We start from the raw sequence: 17,872 nt of genomic DNA, 5'->3' as shown, positions 1-17,872 counted from the left end.
GGTACGGCCGCGTGGAGCCTGAAGTGAAGTCTCGTCATGTTGTCACCTGCTCGAAGTCCGGGATGTGCCGTGGCGCGCCGCACGCCGTTCGCCGGCGGGCGCGTTCGCTCGTCATCCTGCCGTATCCCGGAGGGCGTTCCGCACCGGGACGGCGGAGCATGATCGCTTACCCGGAGTAACTCCCCGCCGTTCAGAGGCCGGTGAACGACCCGTGCCGTCCGGCTCCGTCCGCGAACCGCCGCGCCCCGCGCAGCGCCCCGTCCAACACGTCCCGCCCGCCCAGCAGTTCGGCGCGCATCGCCTCCTCCTCCGTCCGCCCCTGCTGGTCGAACACGGAGGCGCGGTCGGCGCGCAGACACTCCTGCGGGAAGCCCGCGATCGCAGCGGCCAGCTCCTCGGCCGCCGCCCGGCCCTCGCCCTTCGGTACGACACGGTCCGCGAGCCCGATGGCGTGCGCCTCGGCGGCTGCCACCGGACGCCCGGTCAGGATCATGTCCAGCGCCCGCCCGGAGCCGATCAGCCGGGGCAGCCGTACCGTGCCGCCGTCGATCAGCGGGACGCCCCAGCGGCGGCAGAACACCCCGAACACCGCGTCCTCCTCGGCGACCCGCAGATCGCACCACAGCGCCAGCTCCAGACCGCCCGCCACGGCGTGCCCGGCGACGGCCGCGACGACCGGCTTGGACAGCCGCAGCCGGGTCGGACCCATCGGCCCGTCGCCGTCCTCCTCGACCCGGTTGCCGCGCGGGGTGCCGATCGCCTTGAGATCCGCGCCCGCGCAGAACGTCCCGCCCTCGCCCCACAGCACCGCCACCCGCGCACCGTCGTCCGCCTCGAACGCGCGGAAGGCACCGGCCAGTTCGGCCGCCGTCGGACCGTCCACGGCGTTGCGCGCCTCCGGCCGGGACAGGACGACGGTGGTGACGAAACCCTTGCGCTCCACACGGACCGACACGACGGCTCTCCTCCTCGCGGGGACTGAAGAGGGCCACTGTGCCCCAGGTCCCGGGCGGTGCGGAACGTTCCGGATCACCCGCAGCCCCACCAGCACCCTCCCGGTCAGATCACCCGCGGTCCCACCAGCACCCTCCCGGTCAGATCACCCGCAGTCCCCCCCCGGCACCCCCGCGCTCAGATCACCCGCAGCCGCACCAGCGCCCCCAGCGTCAGCGCCCCCGGCACCAGTGGCAGCCACACCGTGATCATCCGGTACGCCAGCACCACCGCCGTCGCGACCGCCGCCGGACCGCCCGCCGCGACCAGGGCGACCACCAGCGCTGCCTCCACCGAACCGATACCGCCCGGGGTCGGCACGAGAGCCACCGCCGTGGTCGCCGCGAGGTACGCCAGTGCCGCGTGCGGCGCCGGTACCGGCAGCTCCAGCGCCCGCCCCACCGCCACCAGCCCCGCCGCCTGGAGCGCCGGGAAGGCCAGCGCGCCGCCCCACAGCGCCAGCGCCCGCGCCGGACGCCGGTGCACCGAGCGCGCCTCGCCCAGCGCCTCCCGCAGGAACCGGGCGACACCCGCGCGCAGCCGCCGTACCAGGAACAGGGCGGCGCCCGCCGCCGTCACCAGGACCGCACCGCCCAGCAGCAGCGGCAGCGCCGAGCCGTCGGGCAGCACGGGACGCAGGCGCAGCGCGTCCGGGAACGCGATCAGCAGCGCCGCCAGCAGACCGAGCCGCCCCACGCACTCCGCCAGCAGATACAGCGCGAGCGCCGCCGACGAACGGGCGAGCGGCACCCCGCACACGGTCAGGAAGCGCAGGTTCACCGCGCTCGCGCCGAGCCCGGTCGGCAGCAGATGGTTGGCCGCGCCCGCCGCGAACTGGGTCGCGAGCAGCCGCCGTTTCGGCAGCGGACGCAGCACCGCGCCCTGCCGGGTGAACGCGGCGGCGACCCAGGTCAGACAGGTCGCCGCCCCCGCCGCCAGCAGCCACGGCCAGGACGCGGTCCGCACCTGCCCGAACCCCTCGGCCAGCACCGAGCGGTGCCGCACCGCGACCACGGCGACCAGCACGAGCGGTACCAGGCACAGCACCCGGCGGACCCGGACCCGCACACGGACCCGCCGCAGCGACCGGGGAGAAGGAGAAGTCGGCGCCGTCACACCCGGGGAGGCTTCCCCCGGCAGTCCAACGGCGGATGGCGGCGGGGCGGACAGGTGCTTGCCGGTGGGCAGCGGGCGTGCGGGAGCGGGAGCGGTCATGGCGGCAGCCTTCGCGGGGAGCGGGGTGGGGAGTCGTGCGGGGACGGTGGAACGGGTGGGACGGCGCGTACCTTGACCTCAACGAAGCTTGAGGTTCTACGGTGCTGTTCATGAGCATGGAGACCACCGCGTGGACACAGCTCCACAGCGTGCTGAACGCCCAGGAGCACCGCCCCCTCGCCCGCGCCACCCTGCGCCGCATCGCCGCCTTCGCCCGCCCGCACCGCGCGGGCATCGCCCGTTTCGTGCTGCTCGGGATCGGCTCCGCGCTGCTCGCGGTGGCCACGCCGGTGCTCGCCGGGCGCGTGGTCGACGCCATCGTGGCGGGCCACGACTCCGGCACGGTGGTACGGCTCGCCCTGCTGATCGCGCTGGTCGCCGTCGCGGAGGCCGGACTCGGCATCCTGGTCCGACGGCTGTCGGCGACCCTGGGGGAGGGTCTCATCCTCGATCTGCGCACCGCTGTCTTCGATCATGTGCAGCGGATGCCCGTCGCCTTCTTCACACGTACGCGTACGGGAGCGCTCGTCAGCCGTCTCAACAACGACGTGATCGGCGCCCAGCGCGCCTTCGCCGGAACCCTGTCCGGCGTGGTCACCAACCTGGTCACCCTGCTGCTCACGCTCGCGGTCATGCTCGGACTGTCCTGGCAGATCACCCTGCTCGCGCTCGCCCTGCTCCCGGTGTTCGTGCTCCCCGCCCGCCGCATGGGAAGCCGCATGGCCCTGATGCAGCGTGAGGCCGCGACGCTCAACGCCGCCATGGGCACCCGGATGACCGAGCGCTTCTCGGCGCCCGGCGCCACCCTGATCAAGCTGTTCGGGCGCCCGGAGGAGGAGTCCGACCAGTTCGCGGCGCGCGCCCGGCGGGTCCGGGACATCGGGGTGCGCACCGCCACCGCGCAGTCGGTGTTCATCACCGCCCTCACCCTGGTCTCCGCCCTCGCCCTCGCGCTGGTCTACGGGCTCGGCGGCTGGTTCGCGCTGCACGGCACCCTGGAGGCGGGCGCCGTCGTCTCCCTCGCCCTGCTGATCACCCGCCTCTACGCCCCGCTGACCGCGCTCGCCGGGGCCCGCGTCGAGGTGATGAGCGCGCTGGTCAGCTTCGAGCGCGTCTTCGAGGTGCTGGACCTCAAGCCGCTCATCGCCGAGAAACCGGACGCGGTGGTGGTGCCCGAGGGTCCGGTCGCGGTCGAGTTCGACGAGGTGAGCTTCGCCTACCCCGCCGCCGACCAGGTTTCCCTCGCCTCCCTGGAGGAGGTCGCCGCGCTCGACCGGCGCGGCGGCGCCGAGGTCCTGCACGGCATCTCCTTCCGCGCCGCACCCGGCGAGACGGTCGCCCTCGTCGGCTCCTCCGGCGCGGGCAAGTCCACCATCGCCCAACTGCTGCCGCGGCTGTACGACGTGGACGCCGGAGCCGTGCGTGTCGGCGGCACCGACGTGCGCGACCTGACCGGCGCCTCGCTGCGGGCCACCGTCGGCATGGTCACCCAGGACGGCCACCTCTTCCACGACACCGTCCGAGCCAACCTGCTCCTCGCGGCACCGGACGCCACCGACGCCGACCTGTGGGACGCGCTCGGCCGGTCCCGCCTCGCGGAGGTCGTACGCACCCTCCCCGACGGGCTGGACACCGTGGTCGGCGAACGCGGCTACCGGCTCTCCGGCGGCGAACGCCAGCGCCTGACCATCGCCCGGCTGCTGCTCGCCCGCCAGCGCGTCGTCATCCTGGACGAGGCCACCGCCCACCTGGACAACACCGCCGAGGCAGCCGTCCAGGAGGCGCTGACCGAGGCGCTGCGGGACCGCACCGCCGTGGTGATCGCCCACCGGCTCTCCACCGTACGGGCCGCCGACCAGATCCTGGTCGTGGAGGCGGGACGGATCGTGGAGCGGGGGACGCACGACGAGCTGCTCGCGGCGGGTGGCCGGTACGCCGAGCTGTACCGGACGCAGTTCGCGGGGCGGCGGGACGGGGTGGCGGAGCCGGTGGCCTGACCGACGGGGTCCGGGCGCCCCCGCCCGCCTCGTACGATCGCCGTCGTCGCAGGTCTCGACGGCGGCGGTCGCGCTGGACCACCATTCCTCGGGCAAGGCCCGGTGCACCGGGCGCGTCGGGGCAGAGGGCAACGGTGATGAGTTCTACGGAACGGGCGAGACGGACCGACACCACCACTGCCCGACTCACAGCGAACGCGGCACCGTTGCGCGTGCTCGCCGTGGACGACGAGGAACCCGCCCTCGAAGAGCTGCTGTACCTCCTCGGCGAGGACCCGCGCGTCGGCGATGTCCTCCCCGCCCTCGACGCCACCGAGGCGCTGCGCCTGCTCGGCCGGGCCGTGGAGACCGGGTCCGACGGCACCGGCGCCATCGACGTCGTCTTCCTCGACATCCACATGCCGGGTCTCAGCGGACTCGAACTCGCCCGGCTGCTCGGCGGGTTCGCCGCCCCGCCGCTCATCGTCTTCGTCACCGCGCACGAGGACTTCGCGCTGCGCGCCTTCGACCTCAAGGCCGTCGACTATCTCCTCAAGCCGCTGCGCGCCGAGCGGTTCGCGGAGGCGGTGCGCCGGGTGGCCGAGCTGACCCGCGCCGGACAGGGCCCGAGAGCCGCCGCACCGACCGCGCCGCCGGGCGCCGGAACCGACCAAGTCCCGGTGGAACTTGGCGGGGTGACCCGCTTCGTGCCCGTCGCCGACATCGTCCACGCCGAGGCACAGGGCGACTACGCCCGGCTGCACACCCCGTACGGCAGCCACCTCGTCCGCATCCCGCTGTCCACGCTTGAGGAACAGTGGCGCCCTCACGGGTTCGTGCGCATCCACCGCAGCCATCTCGTGGCCCTCGCCCGCATCGAGGAACTGCGCCTGGACGGCGGCAACGTGACCGTCCGGGTCGGTGACCGCGTGCTCGCCGTCAGCCGCCGCAACGCCCGCGAACTGCGCGACCTGCTGGCCCGCCGCGCCACTCGCGCCGCCGACCGCCCCCGCTGACCGGACACCCCCTGTGGCGACCGTGTGCCGAACCGCGTCAGGTGGCTACCTCACCGCTGACGTGCTGCGTACACTCGCCGCAACTAGCCGATCACCGGGGCCTCGGGGGTGCGTCATGGGTGCGGAGCCCGTCCCGCCGCGCCGCGAGGTGATCACGGGCAAGCCGACCGCGCGCACGCTCACCGCAGCGGCGAGCAGCGTCGAGAACAAGCCTGCCGTACGTGAGTTGATGAGCCGTCAGATACATGCCGCGCTCACCGTCACCGCCCTGCTCGCCCTCCTCCTCGGACTGCTCCCCGTCCTCTTCCACCTCCTGCCCGCCACCGGCGGCGCCGGTGTCCCCCTCGCCGTCTGGCTCGCCCTCGGCGTCGCGCCGTATCCCGCCCTGCTGGCCATCGGCGCCTGGTACGTCCGCCGCGCCGAGCGCAACGAGGGTGACGTGACCGGGCGTTGAACCAGACGTACGGAATAGCCGGAGTGTCGGCCGTGGTGCTCGCCACGGCTCTCGTCGGCGCGCTGGGCTTGCGCATCTCGCGGACCACCTCGGACTTCTACGTCGCCTCGCGCACCGTCGCGCCCCGGCTCAACGCCTTCGCGGTGAGCGGCGAGTACCTCTCCGCCGCCTCCTTCCTCGGCATCGCCGGACTGGTCCTCGCGCAGGGCGTGGACATGCTCTGGTTCCCGATCGGCTACACGGCAGGGTTCCTCGTCCTGCTGGCGTTCGTCGCCGCGCCGCTGCGCCGCTCCGGGGCGTACACGCTGCCCGACTTCGCCGAGGCGCGGCTCGAATCCCGGGCCGTGCGCCGGATCGCCGGGGTCCTCGTCGTCGGCATCGGCTGGCTGTATCTGCTGCCCCAACTGCGCGGCGCCGGGCTGACGTTGCGGCTGCTCACCGGGGCGCCCGGCTGGCTCGGGGGGCTTGTCGTCGCCGCGGTGGTGACGGCGGCGGTGGCGGCAGGGGGCATGCGGAGCATCACCTTCGTGCAGGCGTTCCAGTACTGGCTCAAGCTCACCGCGCTGCTGGTGCCGGTGGCGTTCCTGGTGCTCGCCTGGCGCTCGGACCACGCCCCCGCGCCCGTGTGGGACGACCGGCCGGTCTTCCACCGCTCCACCGAGGTCCGCGTGGACCACGCGCTGACCGTGACCGTCCGCGAACCGGTCCGCGTGACCACCGTCTCCGGGACCGTGGACGGCCGCACCCTGAAGGACGGCACGCTCCGGCTCACCGAGGGCCGCCACCGGATCGGCGCGCACACCAGCCTGCGCTTCCCGACCGGTGCCCGCGTCCCGCTGCCCGACCGGGACACGGCGGACGCGGCACCGTCGAGCTGGGCGCAACCGCAGTCCCCGCACCGCGAACAGCACGGCCTCTACGCCACCTACGGACTGATCCTCGCGACCTTCCTCGGCACGATGGGTCTGCCCCATGTCGTCGTGCGCTTCTACACCAACCCCGACGGCCGCGCCGCCCGCCGCACCACCCTGATCGTGCTCGGTCTGCTCGCCGCCTTCTATCTCCCGATGCCCCTCTACGGCGCGCTCGCCCGGCTCTACGCCCCCGACCTGCTGCTCACCGGCGACACCGACCTCGCGGTGCTCGTCCTGCCCCAGCGGCTGATCGGCGGGGTGGGCGGCGATCTGCTGGGCGCGCTGCTCGCGGGCGGCGCCTGCGCGGCCTTCCTCTCCACGGCGTCCGGACTCACCATGTCGGTCGCCGGGGTGCTCGCGCAGGATGTGCTGCCCGCGCTGGGGCTGCGGCACTTCAGGGCCGCCGTCGTCCCCGCCATCGCGGTGCCCGCCGCCGCGGGTGCCTTCGTCGGGGAGCTGCCGGTGGCCGACGCGGTGGGGCTCGCCTTCGCCGTGTCCGCGTCCTCCTTCTGTCCGCTGCTCGTGCTCGGCATCTGGTGGCGCGGACTCACCCCGCCCGGCGCTATCGCCGGGCTGCTCCTCGGCGGCGGCTCCGCGCTCACCGCCGTCACCGCGACCATCGCCGGGGGCGCCCGCTCCGGCTGGCCGCACACCCTGCTGGCGTGGCCCGCCGTCTGGTCGGTGCCGGTCGGGTTCGCCGCGATGGTGCTGATCTCCCTGGCCACCCGCGACCGGGTGCCCGCCGGAACCGCCGCCACCATGGCCCGCCTCCATCTGCCGGAGAAGTCCGGCGTGGGCGGAGGAGGCGCATGAGCACACCGGCACCCTGGAATCACCGATGAGCGCGCTCGGCGTCCTGCTGCTCGCCGTCGCCGGACTCGCGCTGTTCGTCCTCGGCGCCGCCCTCGGTCATGTCGCCGTCCGCCGCCAGCAGGAGAATCCGGCGGGCCCCGGCACCCCCGTCGAGCAGGCCACCTTCCACACCCTGCACACCGCCTCGCTCGCCGCGCCGCCCCTGCGCGCCGGGCTCACCCCGGACACCGCCCGCAGGGCCGCCCGGCGGCTGCGCCCGCTGCTCGGCACCGTCGCCCTCGCCCTCGCCGACGAGGGGACCGTGCTCGCCTGGGACGGCGCGGGCGACCACCACCGCGAGGCGACGGCGATGCTGCTCGCGCAGGTCGTACGCACCGGGCGCGAACAGAGCGTCGACCTCTCCTGTGCGCACGACGGCTGCCCGGTGCGCCGGGGCGTCCTCGTCCCCCTGACCGTCGATGGCCGGGTCACCGGCGTACTCGCCGCGTTCGCGGACCGCGAGGACGCCGTACCGGTGCGCGCGGCGCGGGAGGTCGCGCGCTGGGTGTCGGTGCAGCTCGAACTGGTCGACCTGGACCGGGCCCGCTCCAGCGCCATCGAGGCGGAGATCCGCGCCCTGCGCGCCCAGATCTCCCCGCACTTCATCTACAACTCGCTCGCGTCCATCGCCTCGTTCGTCCGCACCGACCCCGAGCGTGCCCGTGAACTCCTGCTGGAGTTCGCGGACTTCACCCGCTACTCGTTCCGCAGGGACGGCGACTTCACCACGCTCGCCGAGGAGTTGCGCTCCATCGAGCAGTATCTGGAGCTGGCCCGCGCCCGCTTCGGGCGCCGTCTCGCGGTGACCCTGCGCATCGCCCCGGAGGTGCTGCCGGTCACCCTGCCGTTCCTGTGCCTCCAGCCGCTGGTGGAGAACGCGCTCAAGCACGGGCTCGCGGAGTCCGCCGAACGCGCCCGCATCACGATCATCGCGGAGGACGAGGGCACCGAGGCACGCGTCGTCATCGAGGACGACGGCGTCGGCATGGAACCCGACCGCGCCCGCGCCGTCCTGCGCGGAACCGCGGGACCCGGCACCGGCATCGGTCTGAGCAACGTGGACCGCAGACTGCGCCAGGTGTACGGAGACCCGTACGGACTGGTCGTCGAGACCGGCGTCGGCGCCGGTACGAAGATCACCGTACGGGTTCCCAAGTTCCGCCCCGCGCCGCGCCGGAGCTGAGCGTCCGGCGCGGTGGGCGGGTCGGCGGATGGATCAGTTCGCGATGGGCGGGTCAGGTCCAGCGGCCGTCGGAGCGGCGGCGCTCCTGCTGCTGGCGGTGGCTGTCGTGCGGCTGGCCCTTCGACTGCTTGGCGGCCGCCTCGGGGATCTGCGTGTGGTAGTACAGCAGCTTGCCCTGGCCGCGCGCGCCGAGGCCGTGGTGTCCCTTGACCGGAGAGTTCTTACGCATGTGACTCGACTCCTCGGGGTGACGGCACCCGGATTTCGTTGGAACCACGGTACGCCGCACCCGTACGGGTGGCGAGCGGGCGCCCGTTCGGGTGGTGACGGGCGCGGACGGGTTTCGAGGTGCGGCTCCCGGGGCGCGGTGCGACGCTGACTTGGTGCATACCTCTGAGCTGACTCCCGAGATCCGTGCCGCTCTGAGCGAGCGCCGTGCGTACCCCGCCATCACGATGGTGATGCCGACCGATCCGGACTTCCCCTTCAGCGAGAAGGACCGCATCCTCCTGCGCGACCTGGTGACCGAGGCCAGGCGCCGTCTTGCGGACGACCCGGAGGTGGCGCGGGAGACGCGACTGGAGTTGCGGGACCACCTGCTGGAGCCCGCGGTGATCGAGCGCGTCGCCGACCCCTTCCACCCGGACGACGCCATGGTCGTGTACGTGGCCGCCGACGAGCCGGTCCAGGTCTGGCAGATGACCTCGCTGGCACCCGTGCAGCCGCGCGTGGAGTTCGCGGAGTCGTTCCTGACGCGCTATCTGGACGCGGCCGAGCAGCGCTCCCGGCCCTTCCTCGTCCTGGTCCTCGACCAGGAGATGTGCCGCCTCTACCACGGCGCGGTCCGGCGCCTGACGCAGGTCGAGCACCACGGCTTCCCCTGTCCGCCGGAGATCCCCTCGCCCGAGGACGCGCTGCCCGGCGCGATCCCGCACTCCGCGCCCTACGAGCAGCACCACGCGCGGGTGGAGCAGTATCTGCGCCACGTGGACCGCAAACTGGGCGAGGCGCTGGAGGAGCACCGGGACGTGCCGCTGTTCGTCATCGGCGGCGACAAGATCCTCTCCGCGTTCCGCGACGTCACCACGCACGGCACCGCGATCTCGGGCACGCTCCAGCTCACCGGCATGGACAAGGACCGCCCGCAGGACCTGATGAAACGCCTGGAGCCGCTGCTCGACGAGTTCCGCGAGCGGCAGGTCGCCGAGGCGATGGGCGCGCTGAACGAGGCGCGCGGGCAGGGCAAGTACGCGGGCGGACCGCTGGAGGTGTGGACCGCCGTCGCGGACAAGCGGGTGCAGCGGCTGATCGTGGAGGAGGGGCTGTACCTCGCGGGGCGGGTCACCGAGGACGGCCGGGTCCTTGAACTGGCCGAGGTGCCGAAGCCGGTCACCCTGCCGGAGCCCAAGCCCGACGTGACGCCCCCGCCGCACACCATGGGTGTCGCGACCGACATCGTGGAACAGCTCGTGGACCGGGCGATCGCCGCCGACTCCCATGTGCTGTTCGTACCCGACGGCACGCTCGCCGGGGCGGGCGGGGTGGCGGCGCTGCTGCGGTACTGAGCGGGGCGGCGCACCTCAGCCGGACGTGTCTCCCCGGTCGCTCTGCTCGCCGTCCGCCTCCTCGCGGGCGGCGAGCACCGTCTCCCGGAACGACGTGACCACCGGCCGCAGATCGACCCGGTGCCACGCCGCCCACAGCCGAACGGACATGTCCAGCCAGGGCAGTTCGCGCACCGTCACCCCGGCGGGCGCCTCACCGCGCACCATGCTCCGCTGGACCAGCGCGAGTCCCAGTCCCGAGGCCACCAGACCGAGCGCGGTGAGCGGTTCGGCGGCTTCCAGACGGATGTCCGGGGCGAACCCGGACGCGGCGCACGCGGCGATGAACTCGTCGCGCCAGGCGGGTCGGCGGCTGTTCTCCACCGCGATCCACGGCAGCCCCTCCAGATCGGTGGGCGTGATCTTCGCCAGGTCCGCCACCGGGTGCCCGCTCGGCACCGCGAGCAGCAGGGGATCGTCGAGGAGCAGCGCGGCGCGCAGATCGGGGTCGTCCTCGGCGGGCGGCTCGGACACCAGGGCGATGTCCAGGCTGCGGCGGCGCAGCCCCTCGAACTGCTCGGCCGCCGGGTGGTTGTAGAGCGCGACGTGGATGCCGGGGCGCTCGTCGTGCAGTTCCCGCAGCGCGCGCGGCAGCACCCCGGTGTGCATGGCGTCGGAGGCGTACCCGATGCACAGCCCGCCCTCCTCGCCGCGCCCGAGCCTGCGGCCGAGGTTCTCCAGGCGGTCGGCGTGCAGCAGCAGCGCCCGCGCCTCGGAGAGGAAGACCCGGCCGTCGGCGGTGAGCCGGATGCGCTGCTGGCTGCGCTCGAACAGGGTCAGACCGAGGGTCTTCTCCAACTGGGCGATCTGCCGGCTGAGCGGAGACTGGGAGATGTGCAGGCGTTCGGCGGCACGGCCGACGTGTTCCGTCTCCGCGACGGTCACGAAGTACCGGAGCTGGCGCAGATCGAGCATGTAAGACCTCGGGGGACTCAAGTATGTCCAAGCAAGTCTTGGACAGTCTCAAGCATCGATCCTAGCCTCGACAGAGCAAGAACGGCAGAACCCGCAAGAACGGCGAAAGTCCGCGATACGGGACGAAACCTGCCTGACCCTCGCGAAAAGGATCGACGTTTCTCATGGGTATCAAGTCCCTCCTCCCCGGCAAGCTCGGCTTCGGCACCGCCCCGCTGGGCAACATGTTCCGCGCCATCCCCGACGAGGATGCCGCGGCCACCGTCGCCGCCGCCTGGGACCACGGCATCCGCTACTTCGACACCGCCCCCTTCTACGGCGCCGGGCTCTCCGAGCTGCGCCTGGGCGAAGCCCTGGCCGACCGCCCGCGCGACGCGTACGTGCTGAGCACCAAGGTCGGACGCGTGATCCACGACGACGTGGAGGACCCGGCCGCCCGCGAGCTGGGCGAGAAGGGCGGTCTCTTCGAGCACGGCCGCCCCAACCGGATGACCGACGACTACACCGCCGACGCCACCCTGCGCTCCATCGAGGACAGCCTGAAGCGGCTGCGCACCGACCGCCTCGACATCGTCTGGGTGCACGACATCGCCCAGGACTTCCACGGCGATCAGTGGCTCGCCCGCTTCGAGACCGCCCGCACCGGCGCCTTCCGCGTCCTGCAGAAGCTCCGCGAGGAGGGCGTCATCAAGGCGTGGGGTCTCGGCGTCAACAAGGTCGAGCCGATCGAGCTGACCCTCGACCTGGACGAGCCCCGCCCCGACGCCTTCCTGCTGGCAGGGCGCTACACCCTGCTCGACCACGACCGCGCCCTCCAGCGGCTGCTCCCGACCGCCGTCGAGCAGGGCGCGGACATGGTCGTCGGCGGTCCCTACAGCTCCGGCATCCTCGCGGGCGGCACCCACTTCGAGTACCAGCAGGCCCCGCAGGCGATCATCGACAAGGTCGAGCGGATCAAGTCCCTCGCCGCGCGCCACGGCATCGGCGTCAAGGCCGCCGCGCTCGGCTTCGCCCTGGCCCACCCGGCCACCGCCGCCGTCGTCCCCGGCGCCACCCGGCCCAGCCGCATCGCCGAGGACACCGCCGCCCTGGGCGAGAGGGTCCCGGCCGCCTTCTGGTCCGACCTGCGCGCGGAGAAGCTGATCTCCGCCGACGCGCCCGTACCCACCGTCTGACCCCCACCCGCACAGCAACGGAGCACACCATGGCAAGCACCTCCGCGTCCATCGACCTCCCCCACACCCCCGACCACGTCTGGCGGCTGATCGGCGGCTTCGGCTCCCTGCCCGACTGGCTCCCCTTCATCCCCGAGAGCGAGCTGACCGAGGGCGGTCGCGTCCGCAGGCTGACCACCGCCGACGGCGAGACCGTCGTGGAGCGCCTGCACGCCTTCGACGACGACGCCCGCAGCTACACCTACGCGATCCTCGACGCCCCCTTCCCGGTCACCGGCTACCTCTCCACCCTGACCGTCCACCCCACCGCCGATCCCCGCACCGCGCGCGTCGAATGGTCGGGCACCTTCAGCCCCGACGGAGTCACCCCGGCCGAGGCGGAAGCCCTGTTCCAGGACATCTACCGCGAGGGCCTGACCGCGCTGGAGCAGACGCTGCGCACCACCGACTGACCCCGCCCGGCGCGGGACGGTACGGCACCGGGCGGGCACCCCGCCCGCACCCCGGTGCCGAGACCGATAAACAGCCCCTATCGCGTCTTCGGAAACCCCTCTTTGACTTTCCCCGACGCCCGGGTGGAAGGTGGATCTCGGCCACCAGAAACGAAAACCGGCCACACATTCTCCAGCGCGGGTCCCCGGAAGAGCGGCCGAGGATCCGCGCTGGCACATCCGCCCCCGCGTCGGCACCCCCGTCCCGGTGAAATCCGGTGAAAGAAGAGTCGAGGGGAAAAGGCGCGCCTCACCGCACCCCCGTGCGCCCCCTGGGGCCGGAGTCGCGGCAGTGGCCGGTGGGAAGTGACTCGGGCGTAACGAAAACGCCCAGGACAGGAGCACCTTCCCATGAGCCGACGTACGGCCCGTCCCGTCGCATTCGCCGCATCGGCCGCGCTGCTTGCCGGTGGTCTGCTGGCGGCGACCGTGCCCGACGCCGCCGCCGCACCCGCCAAGTACTCCCAGGCCGCCGCCGCGCAGCAGTTCAAGCGGGCCGGGGTCGCCTGGACCTCGTCCGGTCGCTGCAGCGACCGCGCCAACCGCAGGTGCACCTCGTTCGAGAAGATCAACAGGAGCACCGTCGCGGGCGTGATCGACTTCAAGAAGGCCGGCAAGTGTGCCGTCACGCTCACGGCGGGCACGGAGAAGGGGCACGCCTCCGGCACGTACAGCCACTGGAACGGCTACAAGGTCGACATCAAGCTCACGCCCTGCGTGAACACGTACATCACCCACAAGTTCCGCTACATCGGCGAGCGCAAGGGTGACCGCGCCAAGCAGTACCGGTCGCCCCACGGCAACGTCTACGCCCGCGAGGGCTCCCACTGGGACGTGACGTACTACCGCGCGAGCCGCTGACCGGGCGCGGGTGGGACCGGGACGCGCTCCCCGGTCCCACCCGCGTGCCGTCCCGGAATCCTCCCGTATCCGAATGAACCGTCCCCAGAGGGGCAGCCGGAGGGGCGAGAAGACGCACCCCCCTGAGGAGGCCGGACCATGGCGATCGAAGACACGAACGTCCTCGTGCTCACCACGAACTACGGCACCGAGCAGGACGAGCTGGTCAAGCCGGTGTCCGCCCTGCTGGACGCGGGCGCCCACGTCGTCGTCGCGGCGCCGAGCGCGGAACCGGTGCAGACCCTGGTCTCCGACCAGGACCCCGGCCAGCGGGTCAGCCCCGACACCACCCTGGACGAGGTGTCGGCGGCGGACTACGACGCGGTGATCGTCCCCGGCGGCACCCTCAACGCCGACCAACTGCGCACCGACGAGACCGCGCGCCGGCTCGTCGCCGAGTTCGCGCGCGACGGCAAGCCCATCGCCGCGATCTGCCACGGACCCTGGCTGCTGGTGGACAGCGAGCTGGCCGAGGGGCGCGAACTGACCTCGTACCCCTCGCTGCGCCCCGACCTCACCAACGCGGGCGCGACCTGGCACGACAAGGAGGTCGTCGTCGACACCAACGGCGGCAGCACGCTGATCACCTCCCGCAACCCCGGCGACCTGGACGCCTTCTCGGCCGCGATCATCCGCAGCCTTGGAGGCGACGAAGGCTGAACACCCCCTGTCGGGCCCTACGAGCGACCGGCGCCTCCGGTCGAAAGGCGGCATAAAAGAAGCGTAAAAACTGCCGGAACCAGGCAATGAAAAGCCCTCCGTCCTTGTGTCAAGATTTCGTCAAGCCGGAGATCGGCGACGGGACGAGAGGGGGACGGCACGCATGGCCTGGTTTCTCGGACTCGGCATCACGGGGGTCGTGCTGCTCGTCCTGTCGCTGGTCTTCGACGGGCTGCTGGAAGGCGTGCTCGACGGCGCGCTGGACGGTCTGCTCGACGGATGGCTGTCCCTGCCGGTCGTCGCGGGCTTCCTCGCGATGACCGGCTTCGGCGCGGTCCTCGCCCAGTCGGTCACCGGCGTCGGTCCCGCCGGGGCCACCGCGATCGGCGCGGTGGCGGGGGTGGCCCTCGCCTGGCCGACGTACCGGTTCAGCCGCGCCCTGATGCGCGACTCCGCGGCGGCGGCACCGACCCGGGACGACGTCATCGGCACCTCCGGCAGCGTGGTCACCGCCATCCCGGCGGGCGGTTACGGCGAGGTGCTGGTCCGGTTGGGCGGTCACCGCGTGAAGTTCGCCGCGCGCAGCGCCGTACCGGTGGCGCGCGGCGCCGAGGTCTGGGTGGAGGCGACCCCGTCGCCGACCTCCGTCCTCGTGCGACCCGTCGAGCGCTGAACTCCCGCGCCGCACAAGCCCGTCCGGCTCGGGGGTCCGGTCACAGCTCCGGCTCTTCATCGTTCGACCGGCCCCGCGCGGGCCGGTGTTGCCAACCCCTTTCGCGGGGTGTCATGTGTCTGGGGGCACTGTCATGAGTCCAGTCTTCGTCGCCGTGGTCGGCATACTCGTCCTTGTCGTCCTCACCGCGCTCGTCGTCGTCAGCCGCTACAAGGTGGCGGGTCCGAGCGAGGCGTTCATCGTCACCGGGCGCCGGGGCAAGAAGTCCACCGATCCGGAGACCGGGCGGGTCTTCACCGACAACAGCGGCCAGAAGGTCGTGGTCGGCGGCGGCGTGTTCGTCGTGCCGTTCGTGCAGCAGCGCTTCACCCTCGACCTGTCCTCGCGGCACATCCCGGTCGCGGTGCGCGGCGCGGTGACCCTGCGCGGCGTGAAGGCCAACCTGGACGGTGTCGCCATCGTCAAGGTCGGCGGCACCGAGGACTCGATCCGCGCCGCCGCCCAGCGGTTCCTGATGCAGCAGGACGGCATCGTCGGCTTCACCCAGGAAGTCCTCTCCGGCGCGCTGCGCGCGATCGTCGGCCGGATGTCGGTCGAGGACGTCATCCGGGACCGCGCCGCGTTCGCCGGGCAGGTCGCGGAGGAGGCGGAGGCGAGCCTGTCCGGACAGGGACTCGTGCTCGACGCCTTCCAGATCCAGGACATCACCACCGAGGGCTCCTACCTGGAGGACCTCGGCCGTCCCGAGGCAGCCCGCGCCAAGCAGGAGGCCGACATCGCGGAGGCCGTCGCCCAGCGCGCCGCCGAGCAGGCCCGCCTCAAGGCAGCCGAGGAAATCGCCGTCGCCCAGCGGACGTTCGCGCTGAAGCAGGCAGAGATCAAGGCGGAGACCGACGAGGCCGCCGCCCGTGCGAACGCCGCCGGACCGCTCGCCGAGGCCGCCCGGCAGCAGGAGATCCTCAGCCAGCAGGAGAAGGTCGCCGAGCGCCAGGCAGCCCTGACCGACCGCCAGCTCGACACCCAGGTCCGCAAGCCCGCCGACGCCCAGCGCTACGCCGCCGAGCAGGAGGCGGAGGCGCGCCGGGTCGCCCGCGTCAAGCAGGCCGAGGCGGAGCGCCTTGCCGCGATCGCGGCAGCCCAGGCCGAGGCCGAGCGGGCCCGGCTCACCGGTGAGGGCGAGAAGCAGCGCCGTGGCGCGCTCGCCGAGGCGGAGGCCATCGAGGGTCTGAAGCAGGGCGAGGCCGAGCGGTCCCGCCGCGCCGCCGTCGCGGAGGCGGTCCGCCTGGAGGGCGACGCCGAGGCCGCGGCGATCACCGCCAAGGGCAGCGCCGAGGCGGAGGCGATGCGCAAGAAGGCGGACGCGTACCGGGAGTACGGCGACGCCGCCGTCCTCCAGATGCTGATCGAGGTGCTCCCGGAGGTCGTCGCCAAGGCGTCCGAGCCGCTGGGCAACGTGGACAAGATGACGGTCATCTCCACCGACGGCGCGGGCCGCATCCCGCGCGCGGTCGCGGACAACGTCGCCCAGGGTCTCGAACTGCTCGGCTCCACCACGGGAGTCGACCTGGCCCAGTTGCTCAAGGGCGTCACCGAGCGCGCGGCGGCACCGGCGGAGCGCACGGAACGGGCCAACGGCAAGGTGGAGATCACCGGCTGACGGCTCAAGGAGCAGCGGGACCGGAGGAGTTGAAGGCGAGGGGTCTGCCGAGAGCGGCGGGCCCCTCGCTCACAGCTCCTCCTTCGGCCAGCCCAGCAGCCGTGCCCCGATGACGGCGGTCTGCAGGGTGTACCGGTGCACGGGATCGGCCGGGTTGGCGCCGGTCAACTGGTGTATGCGGTCCAGCCGGTAGGTCAGCGCGCGCACGCTCAGGGCGAGCCGGCGGGCCGCCGCCGCGGAGGTGCACCCCGACTCGAAGTACGCCTCCAGCGTGCGCAGTAACGGCTCCGCCCCGCCCCGGGCATCCCGCAGCGGTCCCAGCGCGCTGAGGACGAGGTCCGCCATCGCCTGCCGGTCCCGCGCCAGGACGGGGTACACCAGCAGATCGGCGGCGCGCACCACCGGGGCGTCCAGCCCCAGCCGCTCGGCGAGATCGAGCATGTTCAGCGCCTCCTCGTACGACTGCACGACACCGCCGGGTCCCGGCCGGGGGCGCCCGATGGCCACCCGTACGCAGTCGGTGGTGGACCGCGCCCGCTCCGCGAAACGGTCCAGGATCTCGTCCTCGTCGCCGGGGGCGATGCAGATCAGCTTGCCGTTCTTCGTCGCGAGCAGGATGTGCCGCTGGTCGAACCGCGCCATCAGCGCGGTCTCCACCCGGCGCGTGGCGGGGGAGGCGTCGTCGTACGCGTCCGTCCCCTCGGCCACCGCGACCGCGTGAGCGTGGGAGAGGACGAGCCCGAACCGCTCGGCGCGCTCCGCCAGCCGCCCGAGATCACTGCGGCCGTACAGCAGGTCGTCGATGAACTCCCGCCGTGCCGCCTCCTCTTGACGTACCGCCAGGCGCTGCGCCCGCTCGTACCCCTCCGCGAAGGCGTCCACCGCCTGCTCGACGGCGGCCAGCACCCCGCCGACCGCGCTCCCCGGCGTACCCGACGGCCAGGACGCGCGGGTCGCCGCGAGATGCCCGCGTACCAGAGCGCGCAGGCTGTGCCCGGCTTCGGCGGCGCGCTCCCCGAGCGCGCGCCGCTCCTCCAGCTCCTCCCGGGTGAGCCTGCGCCCGGTGGCGGACACCTCGGTCAGCGTACGGGCGTACCCGCCCAGGAATCCGGCCGTGTCCGGCTCCGACACCGTGCCCCCCTCGTTGCGCACGCCGTTGACGTGCTCCTGCCGGTGTTGATCAACCGGAGCGTA

At 73.0% G+C, this 17,872-nt stretch carries 17 protein-coding genes; 12 read left to right on the top strand and 5 right to left on the bottom strand.

What is annotated here, in order from left to right; genetic code table 11:
• Positions 1-190: 190 nt before the first annotated feature.
• Both IF655_RS07015 and IF655_RS07010 read right to left on the bottom strand, forming a co-directional pair.
• Positions 191-955 (bottom strand): crotonase/enoyl-CoA hydratase family protein, encoded by a 765-nt coding sequence (locus IF655_RS07015; protein WP_199583021.1) that lies wholly within the window; start codon positions 953-955, stop codon positions 191-193.
• Positions 956-1,131: 176 nt separating this feature from the next.
• A complete protein-coding gene (locus tag IF655_RS07010) occupies positions 1,132-2,208 on the bottom strand; it encodes a lysylphosphatidylglycerol synthase domain-containing protein (RefSeq protein WP_242488581.1) in 1,077 nt (358 codons plus the stop codon).
• 116 nt (positions 2,209-2,324) lie between these two features.
• On the opposite strand from IF655_RS07010, the gene IF655_RS07005 reads away from it, so the two are divergent.
• The 5 genes from IF655_RS07005 to IF655_RS06985 all read left to right on the top strand — a co-directional run bounded on the left by IF655_RS07005 (position 2,325) and on the right by IF655_RS06985 (position 8,603).
• A complete protein-coding gene (locus IF655_RS07005) occupies positions 2,325-4,205 on the top strand; it encodes an ABC transporter ATP-binding protein (protein WP_199583336.1) in 1,881 nt (626 codons plus the stop codon).
• Positions 4,206-4,342: 137 nt separating this feature from the next.
• Entirely contained in the window at positions 4,343-5,200 is an 858-nt protein-coding gene (locus IF655_RS07000; RefSeq protein WP_242488580.1) for a LytTR family DNA-binding domain-containing protein, read from the top strand.
• A 115-nt stretch (positions 5,201-5,315) separates the two neighbouring features.
• Complete coding sequence (locus tag IF655_RS06995) at positions 5,316-5,654, top strand: LPXTG cell wall anchor domain-containing protein (RefSeq protein ID WP_199583017.1); 339 nt, start codon at positions 5,316-5,318, stop codon at positions 5,652-5,654.
• Positions 5,651-7,381: a cation acetate symporter gene (locus tag IF655_RS06990; RefSeq protein WP_199583015.1), complete on the top strand. Its 1,731-nt coding sequence runs from the start codon at positions 5,651-5,653 to the stop codon at positions 7,379-7,381. The genes IF655_RS06995 and IF655_RS06990 overlap by 4 nt, the downstream gene beginning before the upstream one ends.
• A 25-nt stretch (positions 7,382-7,406) precedes the next feature.
• Positions 7,407-8,603 carry a sensor histidine kinase gene (locus IF655_RS06985; RefSeq protein ID WP_199583013.1) on the top strand — a complete coding sequence of 399 codons (1,197 nt, stop codon included), beginning with the start codon at positions 7,407-7,409 and terminating at the stop codon, positions 8,601-8,603.
• A 52-nt stretch (positions 8,604-8,655) separates the two neighbouring features.
• On the opposite strand, the gene IF655_RS06980 is transcribed toward IF655_RS06985, so the two are convergent.
• Positions 8,656-8,832: a hypothetical protein gene (locus IF655_RS06980; protein WP_199583005.1), complete on the bottom strand. Its 177-nt coding sequence runs from the start codon at positions 8,830-8,832 to the stop codon at positions 8,656-8,658.
• A 154-nt stretch (positions 8,833-8,986) separates the two neighbouring features.
• Between IF655_RS06980 and IF655_RS06975 the strand changes: the two genes are divergently transcribed.
• Positions 8,987-10,168, top strand: coding sequence for a hypothetical protein (locus IF655_RS06975; RefSeq protein WP_199583003.1), 1,182 nt, complete (start codon positions 8,987-8,989; stop codon positions 10,166-10,168).
• A gap of 15 nt (positions 10,169-10,183) precedes the next feature.
• Here IF655_RS06975 and IF655_RS06970 read toward each other — a convergent pair whose 3' ends face one another.
• Entirely contained in the window at positions 10,184-11,122 is a 939-nt protein-coding gene (locus IF655_RS06970; RefSeq protein ID WP_199583001.1) for a LysR family transcriptional regulator, read from the bottom strand.
• Between the two features lie 164 nt (positions 11,123-11,286).
• On the opposite strand from IF655_RS06970, the gene IF655_RS06965 reads away from it, so the two are divergent.
• The 6 genes from IF655_RS06965 to IF655_RS06940 all read left to right on the top strand — a co-directional run bounded on the left by IF655_RS06965 (position 11,287) and on the right by IF655_RS06940 (position 16,678).
• Complete coding sequence (locus tag IF655_RS06965; protein WP_199582999.1) at positions 11,287-12,297, top strand: aldo/keto reductase; 1,011 nt, start codon at positions 11,287-11,289, stop codon at positions 12,295-12,297.
• A 29-nt stretch (positions 12,298-12,326) separates the two neighbouring features.
• A complete protein-coding gene (locus tag IF655_RS06960) occupies positions 12,327-12,749 on the top strand; it encodes an SRPBCC family protein (protein WP_199582997.1) in 423 nt (140 codons plus the stop codon).
• 390 nt (positions 12,750-13,139) lie between these two features.
• Positions 13,140-13,649 carry a hypothetical protein gene (locus IF655_RS06955; RefSeq protein ID WP_199582995.1) on the top strand — a complete coding sequence of 170 codons (510 nt, stop codon included), beginning with the start codon at positions 13,140-13,142 and terminating at the stop codon, positions 13,647-13,649.
• Positions 13,650-13,787: 138 nt separating this feature from the next.
• Positions 13,788-14,348 (top strand): type 1 glutamine amidotransferase domain-containing protein, encoded by a 561-nt coding sequence (locus IF655_RS06950; protein ID WP_199582993.1) that lies wholly within the window; start codon positions 13,788-13,790, stop codon positions 14,346-14,348.
• A 163-nt stretch (positions 14,349-14,511) separates the two neighbouring features.
• Positions 14,512-15,021, top strand: a complete 510-nt coding sequence (locus IF655_RS06945) for a hypothetical protein (RefSeq protein ID WP_199582991.1) — start codon at positions 14,512-14,514, stop codon at positions 15,019-15,021.
• A gap of 133 nt (positions 15,022-15,154) precedes the next feature.
• Entirely contained in the window at positions 15,155-16,678 is a 1,524-nt protein-coding gene (locus IF655_RS06940) for a flotillin family protein (protein WP_199582989.1), read from the top strand.
• 69 nt (positions 16,679-16,747) lie between these two features.
• Here the strand turns inward: IF655_RS06940 and IF655_RS06935 are convergent, their stop codons facing one another.
• Positions 16,748-17,830, bottom strand: a complete 1,083-nt coding sequence (locus tag IF655_RS06935) for a PucR family transcriptional regulator (protein WP_374100170.1) — start codon at positions 17,828-17,830, stop codon at positions 16,748-16,750.
• Between the last annotated feature and the right edge of the window lie 42 nt (positions 17,831-17,872).

Source organism: Streptomyces sp. DSM 110735, from assembly GCF_016482685.1.
Lineage (GTDB): Bacteria > Actinomycetota > Actinomycetes > Streptomycetales > Streptomycetaceae > Streptomyces.
The sequence above is the reverse complement of the archived record's forward strand: the minus strand, read 5'-3'. Positions and strand labels throughout refer to the sequence as shown.

Excerpts from the sequence above, each read along its gene's own strand:
- IF655_RS07010 (WP_242488581.1), bottom strand. The coding sequence starts at position 2,208 with ATGACCGCTCCCGCTCCCGCACGCCCGCTGCCCACCGGCAAGCACCTG.
- IF655_RS07005 (WP_199583336.1), top strand. The coding sequence starts at position 2,325 with ATGGAGACCACCGCGTGGACACAGCTCCACAGCGTGCTGAACGCCCAG.
- IF655_RS07000 (WP_242488580.1), top strand. The coding sequence starts at position 4,343 with ATGAGTTCTACGGAACGGGCGAGACGGACCGACACCACCACTGCCCGA.
- IF655_RS06995 (WP_199583017.1), top strand. The coding sequence starts at position 5,316 with ATGGGTGCGGAGCCCGTCCCGCCGCGCCGCGAGGTGATCACGGGCAAG.
- IF655_RS06985 (WP_199583013.1), top strand. The coding sequence starts at position 7,407 with ATGAGCGCGCTCGGCGTCCTGCTGCTCGCCGTCGCCGGACTCGCGCTG.
- IF655_RS06980 (WP_199583005.1), bottom strand. The coding sequence starts at position 8,832 with ATGCGTAAGAACTCTCCGGTCAAGGGACACCACGGCCTCGGCGCGCGC.
- IF655_RS06970 (WP_199583001.1), bottom strand. The coding sequence starts at position 11,122 with ATGCTCGATCTGCGCCAGCTCCGGTACTTCGTGACCGTCGCGGAGACG.
- IF655_RS06965 (WP_199582999.1), top strand. The coding sequence starts at position 11,287 with ATGGGTATCAAGTCCCTCCTCCCCGGCAAGCTCGGCTTCGGCACCGCC.
- IF655_RS06960 (WP_199582997.1), top strand. The coding sequence starts at position 12,327 with ATGGCAAGCACCTCCGCGTCCATCGACCTCCCCCACACCCCCGACCAC.
- IF655_RS06955 (WP_199582995.1), top strand. The coding sequence starts at position 13,140 with ATGAGCCGACGTACGGCCCGTCCCGTCGCATTCGCCGCATCGGCCGCG.
- IF655_RS06950 (WP_199582993.1), top strand. The coding sequence starts at position 13,788 with ATGGCGATCGAAGACACGAACGTCCTCGTGCTCACCACGAACTACGGC.
- IF655_RS06945 (WP_199582991.1), top strand. The coding sequence starts at position 14,512 with ATGGCCTGGTTTCTCGGACTCGGCATCACGGGGGTCGTGCTGCTCGTC.
- IF655_RS06940 (WP_199582989.1), top strand. The coding sequence starts at position 15,155 with ATGAGTCCAGTCTTCGTCGCCGTGGTCGGCATACTCGTCCTTGTCGTC.